We start from the raw sequence: 7,182 nt of genomic DNA, 5'->3' as shown, positions 1-7,182 counted from the left end.
GGAGGCCGGAGCACTGACCCGCAATTCGGTAGCCGACCTCGATACCGCCACCGTGAAACACAGCCCGACCTCAATCGTGCTCAGCCTTGTAAGGGCGCCCGACAACAGGGGAGCGGATCAAGGAGCGGAGCTGGGGTGCGTGCATCGCGATGCGGAGGAGGGAGGCACCGGAGGTTGTGGGTGTCGACCGACGACAACGTGGCGAGGTGCGTGCCCCGGCCCCACGACACCGCGTCCCCAATTGCCGGTCGCTCTAGGTGCCGGCGAACACCGAGGGTGTCCGGTGCTGCCAGGACATGGCCGCCTCGAGCTGGCCAGCGACCCGGAACAGCAGGTCCGCCGGGCCGTGCGCTGCCGCCAGCTGCGTCCCGATCGGCAGCCCGTCGGCGCTGACGCCGAGGGGCCGGCTGGCCGATGATGTTGAAGAGCGACCTGAACGGCCCGTAGTCGAACAATGAGCCGGCATCTGGGCCACTTGTTAGCGCTCTTGCAACGGCGCTGGTCAGCGAACTCTACGTTACAAAGATCAGTAATATCGAGAAGACCGTTGACGCAGTTATCGCCGACGAGGAACAGAAAGTCCGCGACCGCCAGAACGACGACGATGGCGGCGGAGGAGGATCTGGTCTACACGCTGCCACGCCTCTGGCGGGATGGGTCCGAGCCTGTGGGACACGCCGGCAGTCGGGATCCATGCGATCAGTTCGGGTAACACCGTGGCGGGGATCGGATCGGCGATCCCCGCATCGGCGGCGTAATCACCTACACCGGTGGCCGGGTGTCCCAGCCCGACTCCGCCGGCGGCTCCGAGCCCGGCCCGTGGCCCGGCGCCCAAACTTTCCGTAGCGGCTTGCCGTGCGGGCAGGTCCCCGTCTCGGGGATCGGCTCCACAGCACCGGTGGAGCGGAGTTGGGCGCCGCGGCGGCGGCGGCATTTGCTGCACGCGACAAGTGCCAGCATCGGGACGACCGGGGTCTCGCCGGCTGGGGCCTCATCCATTAGTTCTTCTTGACCTTCCCGCTGCCGCTACAGGCAGCGCATGTCCGCTCCTGCGTGCCGCTGAACCCGCCGCCCTCGTCCGTTTCAGCCCGATCAAAGGCCACAACGCCGGCACCGTTGCATGTCGTGCAGTTGGCGAACTCGACCTCCCGGACATTCGTCTTCGCGGTGGCGTCCTTGCCGCCGCGCTTCACGCCGTCTCGACCGGTGCTTGCGCCTCCATCGGTGCTACCCCGCTTGTTCCACGCCATTGCATGCTCCTTCCGTGTCTGTTCCGTTACAGATTTAAGGGTAAGCCTGTGATCGCTCGGACAAGGTGGGGCCTGGCCGATACGGTGCGTGGCGGCCCCGCTCGCCTTACCTACGCCGGGCCGATCGTCGCCCACCGGACCGGATGGGTACGGCTGGCCGTTGGGATCCCGATGGGAGCGCTCGAGCGGCCCGCGCCAACCGTCGGGGACGGGGCAAGGCGGACCGGCGCGCGTTCGTGACGGAACTCCCCGGGTGGCACGGACCGGCTGGGATTCGCCCGACGGGGTGACGGCAGGACGTAAAAGATCGCCGCTCCGCAGGGGGGTTACGGGAGTAACAAACGGTTACCCCTGTACCGGATACCGGGAGGAACACCGCGATGGGTGAGGGCATGGCGGCGCGGCTGTTGGAGCGACCGGATCCGGGAACTGCGTACGCTGCGTGAACAGGCTCGCCGCGAGCAACAGGCCCGCCGCTACGGCCTACCCGACCTGTCGGAGGTGGCGGACACCGACAGACGGGAGTTCGTCCAGTCAGCGCAAGCGCCGCAGACGCACCGTGGGGGTTCGGGGGGCTCGGCCCCCCGGTGGGCATCGCGGCTGGTGGCAAGCTTGATCGAAGATCAACGAGCATACGAAACCAGCTCGTGGGCGCGGCAGGGATCGAACCTGCGACCCTCTTCGCCACGATCCACGTTACGAGCTTGGGAAACCTGTGCCGTTACCGTTGCTGACCTGATCCAAAGCACTCCCGCCCAGGTCAACGGCGGTTCGGTACCCACCACAGGACACCGATGGGACCACATGCTGACCACTGCTACGGGCACGCGGCGGGCATGCCGTCCGGCTAACCCGCCTCGTCAGGGCAGCGCCCTTGCTGGCTGGCATGTCCGGAGTTGCTCGTGCACGCGGTGGACGTGAGAGCTGTCTCCGTCTCCTCTGTCTGGTGATGTCTGTCGACTGGCCTTGCGTGGGTCGGCGCCATGCGCTGTCGGAACGGCGGCCCTGGTCTCGTGCTGCGGGTGCCTGAGTCTACGATCATTGTTGGGTACGGGTCGGTCCGAGGCCCGGCGGTGGGAACGGGGGATGTACGATGATCGTTTACCACAACCGCCGACACGCCGACGAATGCGGGAGGTTGTGGTGGGCGATCGACATGTGCCGTGACCTGCTACGACGTGACACCGATAGATCATATAGCCATGATCCTAAGGATCTTCGGATGGAGGTTGTGGTACGATCTTGCATCAGCGCAGGTCAGCGGGTGTACAATTCGGACAGCGGTGTACCCGCGATCTACAAATCCGAGTCGGATTGAAACTGCACATCTCTCTCCTCTGGAGAGAGTGATGGTACCCGCGATCTACAAATCCGAGTCGGATTGAAACAAGGGTGGCAAGGCGTCGGGCACGGAGATCCAGGTGGTACCCGCGATCTACAAATCCGAGTCGGATTGAAACCGCTCACGCGACACCTCCTCTCAGAACTCGTGCGTACCCGCGATCTACAAATCCGAGTCGGATTGAAACCGGTGCTGAGGCACCGCCTGGGATACGACGCCTCGTACCCGCGATCTACAAATCCGAGTCGGATTGAAACTAACCCCACTTGGCGAAGTGCCGCGTCAGGGGCGGGTACCCGCGATCTACAAATCCGAGTCGGATTGAAACTATTTGCACTGACGTACTCTACCCGAGCACAAATGGTACCCGCGATCTACAAATCCGAGTCGGATTGAAACATGGTGCCCGGGATGTGCTGGTACCACTGTGCGTACCCGCGATCTACAAATCCGAGTCGGATTGAAACAGGTACGCCTCGATTTGTGCGCAGTTGCAGGTACCCACGATCTACAAATCCGAGTCGGATTGAAACTACGCGATGGACGTCTTGCCCGTCTTCTCGTTGTACCCGCGATCTACAAATCCGAGTCGGATTGAAACTGCCCGACCGTCCATCCTGAGACCTGCTCCATCATGTACCCGCGATCTACAAATCCGAGTCGGATTGAAACTTATGGCCATGCCATCAACGTCACTGTCCACGTACCCGCGATCTACAAATCCGAGTCGGATTGAAACTTCGCCGTAGGCCCTGGGGTGTTCGATCCGCGGTACCCGCGATCTACAAATCCGAGTCGGATTGAAACGACCCTTGGCGGTGTACTCGCGGATCGTCTTCACCAGGTGCCCGCGATCTACAAATCCGAGTCGGATTGAAACTTGTTGAGCTGGGCGGTCACTTTCGCCGTCGCTGTGCCCGCGATCTACAAATCCGAGTCGGATTGAAACGGTGGTGCTGTCTTTCCGGACGTTCGCTTCCTCAGTGCCCGCGATCTACAAATCCGAGTCGGATTGAAACACCCGGGTCGTACTCGACCCATGTTGTGGCCATGTGCCCGCGATCTACAAATCCGAGTCGGATTGAAACCGAAGCTGCTCGACGATCCTGGCCCACGCGATGTGCCCGCGATCTACAAATCCGAGTCGGATTGAAACCAGCGCCGATTGTCACTGTGCATCCGTTCAGCGTGTGCCCGCGATCTACAAATCCGAGTCGGATTGAAACTGGGCGTATAGCGCACGCACCACCATCTCGCTGTGCCCGCGATCTACAAATCCGAGTCGGATTGAAACATCGGCGTGGGGATCAGCTCCTTGTTGAAGCGGTGCCCGCAATCTACAAATCCGAGCCGGATTGAAACGTCCGTCGTTCTTCCAGGTGTACTTGTTGGGTGCCCGCGATCTACAAATCCGAGTCGGATTGAAACAACATCACCCTGTTCCGTCACTATTGGGATAATGGTGCCCGCGATCTACAAATCCGAGTCGGATTGAAACCACTGCCCCGCTTGCGCCAGCAGGATCCAGTGTGCCCGCGATCTACAAATCCGAGTCGGATTGAAACTAGAAGACCTGCGAAAGGCCGAAGATCGCTGGTAGGTGCCCGTGATCTACAAATCCGAGTCGGATTGAAACCTGGAAGGCGTTGAGCGCCTCCAGCATGGCCGGGTGCCCGTGATCTACAAATCCGAGTCGGATTGAAACCGCCGCCGCGAGTCCGTGAGCGTGAGGTGCGGGGTGCCCGTGATCTACAAATCCGAGTCGGATTGACGATCTACACGGGTCTCAAGGTGACCGCAGATAGTCTTGCCTACCCTGGACGAGGGGCCGGGCTGCCAGGGAAGCGAAGCGACCCCATGCTGTGGCCCTGCTGCCCGATGGAGTGCACCTGCTCGGTTTTCGTCTGCCCCCTGGCGTGCCCAGTGATGGTCTCCGGTGGTCGCATGGCTGCGTATTCCGGAACGCGCTCGGGTGTTTGGTGAACCGGCCTGGGGAACAGGACGAGCATCGCGAATCCATGCCGTGCCGCTCGGTACGGCATGGATTCGCCTATCCGGCGGCGGTCGGCCTGACCGGCATGCCCGCGGGTGTCGGTGTGCCTGGCAAACGTGCCATTCCTGGTCTGGGTTGTACGGCGTGGCCTGTGCCGCGCTCTTGATCCCAAAGGGAAGGATTCGACAGACGGCTCGATATATCCGTTGATCGAATGGCCTGTCGTGTTCAGACTGTCTCGATAGTGGAGTGGTAGAGTTCTTCGAACTCCTGGACGGCGTGATTGTCGGCGTAGGGACGGAGTTTGGCGCGTAGGGTCTGGACGCGTTCGGAACTGCGGGTGGAGTTGGCCCGTACGTCCAGGAGGAGCGCCCTGGTGGCCTTCGCGCATGCCTGGTCGATGTCGCCTTTCTGGAAGTGGACTTCGGCAAGCCATGTTTCGTACAGGACGACTTCACGGGCGTGGTCGTCGCTGTAGTTCCTCAGGGCGTCGGTGAGGAGGGGTTCAGCGCGGTCGGGTTTACCCAGTTCAACGTAGCAGCGACCCTTCATGATGTTGATTTCGTCTTCGTTGAGCCAGTAGACCCAGGTGGGGTCGTCGTCGGGCCGTCGCTGTTCGTAAAGGCGGTCGACCTCGGCAAGGGCCTTCTCGGTGTTCGTGAGTTCGCCGACCTTGGCGTGTGCCCATGCCACGCGTTCTTTCAGCAGGGCGAGGGTGGTCGCGGTCGCGGTCCGGCAGGCACCTTGGCAGGCGGTATGGGAGAGCAGGACGGCGTCGGCCGGGTCGCCCTGGTTGGCGACCTGATAGCTCAGCGTGGAGATCAGATTGGCAGCGACGGGCTGGTTGTTTGCGGCGTGCGCGGCTTTGACTCCGCCGGTGAAGTACCGGGACGCGGGTAGGGAAAGTCCGGCGTCCATCGCGACCCAGCCTGCGAGTTGGCACAGTTCGGCGATGGCGGACAGAAGGCGGCGTCCGAGTCGTTCGTCGTAGCTGGCTGTGCGGAGGAGGTCGACGGTGGCGGTGAGTTCCCGTTCGACGAGGCTGTTGAGGTCTTTCCCGCCGATGAAGTCGTCGAGCCTGCGCAGGTGCGCGACCCGGCCTTCAACCTTGTTCAGGAGGCCGTCACCGATCCGCCGTCCGGCCTGCATTGCGACGATCTGCGGCGGTTCGGCAATCAGCCATTCATGGGCCAGGCGGGCGGCGTTGGCCGCGTGCACGGGCAGGCCGTCGTCTGTGCCGAGGAGTTCGGCGAGTTCGGCGGTTCGCTCCGACGTCCAGGTGTCGTCGTCGTGCAGCAGCGTGACCGGGTCCGGCCGGTCCGAGTCGCCGTTCTGGGTCAGAGCCGGTGCCGTTCGGGCGGGGGCTTGCGACGGCAGCGGTCCTGGTCGGGCGTCGGTGACAATCACTTCCCAAGGTCGAGAGGCGAGACCCAGCAGAGCGCCCGGTATCCGTAGTGCGTCGGCGATGCGTTCGATCAGGTCGAGGGTGGCGATGCGATCCTCACCGCGCATGATTTTGCTGACACGGCTTTGGCTCAGGCCTTCGACACCGGAGGCGATGCGGTTCTGACTGGCGCCGTCGTACTTGCGCATGAGTCGGAAGGCGGCGCCGAAGTCACGGGCGGCGAGTGTGGCGCGCATGTCGTCCCGTGACAGGAGCCGTTCGGAGACGGTGTAGGGGCCGAGTGTGAACGGTGGCATGTCGGGCGGTTGCCTTCCAGCCGGGAGAGAGGGTCACGTCTCGTGGCAGGACCGACCCTGAGGGTACGTCCGTCGGGGCGTCCATGTATATCAACCTCGCCTACCGTGTCAGGCGTTCCACCCATCCGCGAGCCGCTCGCAGACCGCGTGATCAGGTGACTTTCAGATGATGAATCTTGTCTTCCGGTGCGGCGGGGTGGCACGCAAGCCTGTGGCACAACCGGCCCGGCTCCGTGTTGAGCGCGTCGTCTCCGCGGGGCCGGGCCGGCGTCCAACCAACGACGGGATGGGACGGTGCGGTTCGAGCCAGGGGAGGAACGGCGGGTCCGCGACACCACGATCACGTTTGATTCGCCTGCGTCGGCGGAGCTGTTCGCGGTGGAGAGCGGCTGGGACGACTATCAGGTGTGCCCGCTGTTCTTCTTCGTAGACACCGCTACGGCTCCCGCGGCCGGGCGGGTGCTCCTGGGTGCGGCGCTGGCACGGTCGGTACATCGGGCCGGCGGCCGATGACCAGCGACGGACACCCCCGGGTCGTATCAGACGGGGGCGCATGCTCGATCACGATTCATCCGGCAGACCGGCCAGTGGATGTGATGCGCGCCTGGGCGTCGCTGCCGGACGGGGTCGGGTTTGCCGAGGCGTTCGGCGATGTTGATGTGACGCTCGTGTTCCGGCCGGTGGGTGAGCTGGTGCCGTCACGGGAGTGGGATGGGTGGCTACCCGTGGCAGGCTGAGTGATCGGGCGGCTGGTGCCGCTGTGCGGTGCAGGGGTCAGGATTCCGGCGGGCACCAATGCCCATTGTCGGAATTCTGGCCTCTTACCTGTTGGCGGTCTGCGCGGTGACGAGTTGCTCAACGGTGGGCGCCGCGTTCTTGAACTGGCAGGGTCGTGT

General features: G+C 63.5%; 6 protein-coding genes and 1 CRISPR repeat array. Of the genes, 3 read left to right on the top strand and 3 right to left on the bottom strand.

Annotated features, from left to right (window positions below; translation table 11 throughout):
- Positions 1–283 precede the first annotated feature (283 nt).
- Entirely contained in the window at positions 284–418 is a 135-nt protein-coding gene (locus tag U9983_RS25655) for a hypothetical protein (protein WP_322756475.1), read from the top strand.
- A gap of 344 nt (positions 419–762) precedes the next feature.
- On the opposite strand, the gene U9983_RS25650 is transcribed toward U9983_RS25655, so the two are convergent.
- The 3 genes from U9983_RS25650 to U9983_RS25640 form a co-directional block, all read right to left on the bottom strand.
- Positions 763–999 (bottom strand): hypothetical protein, encoded by a 237-nt coding sequence (locus U9983_RS25650; RefSeq protein ID WP_322749033.1) that lies wholly within the window; start codon positions 997–999, stop codon positions 763–765.
- Complete coding sequence (locus U9983_RS25645; protein WP_322749034.1) at positions 999–1,250, bottom strand: hypothetical protein; 252 nt, start codon at positions 1,248–1,250, stop codon at positions 999–1,001. The genes U9983_RS25650 and U9983_RS25645 overlap by 1 nt, the downstream gene beginning before the upstream one ends.
- A 1,285-nt stretch (positions 1,251–2,535) precedes the next feature.
- Positions 2,536–4,366: direct repeats of the CRISPR family, unit length 36 nt; unit sequence GTGCCCGCGATCTACAAATCCGAGTCGGATTGAAAC.
- Positions 4,367–4,813: 447 nt separating this feature from the next.
- A complete protein-coding gene (locus U9983_RS25640) occupies positions 4,814–6,286 on the bottom strand; it encodes a helix-turn-helix transcriptional regulator (RefSeq protein ID WP_322756474.1) in 1,473 nt (490 codons plus the stop codon).
- A 294-nt stretch (positions 6,287–6,580) separates the two neighbouring features.
- Here U9983_RS25640 and U9983_RS25635 point away from each other — a divergent pair, with 294 nt between their 5' ends.
- Together U9983_RS25635 and U9983_RS25630 are read left to right on the top strand one after the other, a co-directional pair.
- Positions 6,581–6,799: a hypothetical protein gene (locus U9983_RS25635; RefSeq protein WP_322756473.1), complete on the top strand. Its 219-nt coding sequence runs from the start codon at positions 6,581–6,583 to the stop codon at positions 6,797–6,799.
- Positions 6,796–7,023: a hypothetical protein gene (locus U9983_RS25630; protein WP_322756472.1), complete on the top strand. Its 228-nt coding sequence runs from the start codon at positions 6,796–6,798 to the stop codon at positions 7,021–7,023. Before U9983_RS25635 ends, U9983_RS25630 begins: the two co-directional genes overlap by 4 nt.
- Positions 7,024–7,182 lie beyond the last annotated feature (159 nt).

The organism is Protofrankia sp. Cas3 (genome assembly GCF_963555955.1).
In the GTDB taxonomy this organism is placed as follows: domain Bacteria; phylum Actinomycetota; class Actinomycetes; order Frankiales; family Frankiaceae; genus Protofrankia.
This window is presented reverse-complemented; position numbering and strand designations above follow the sequence as displayed.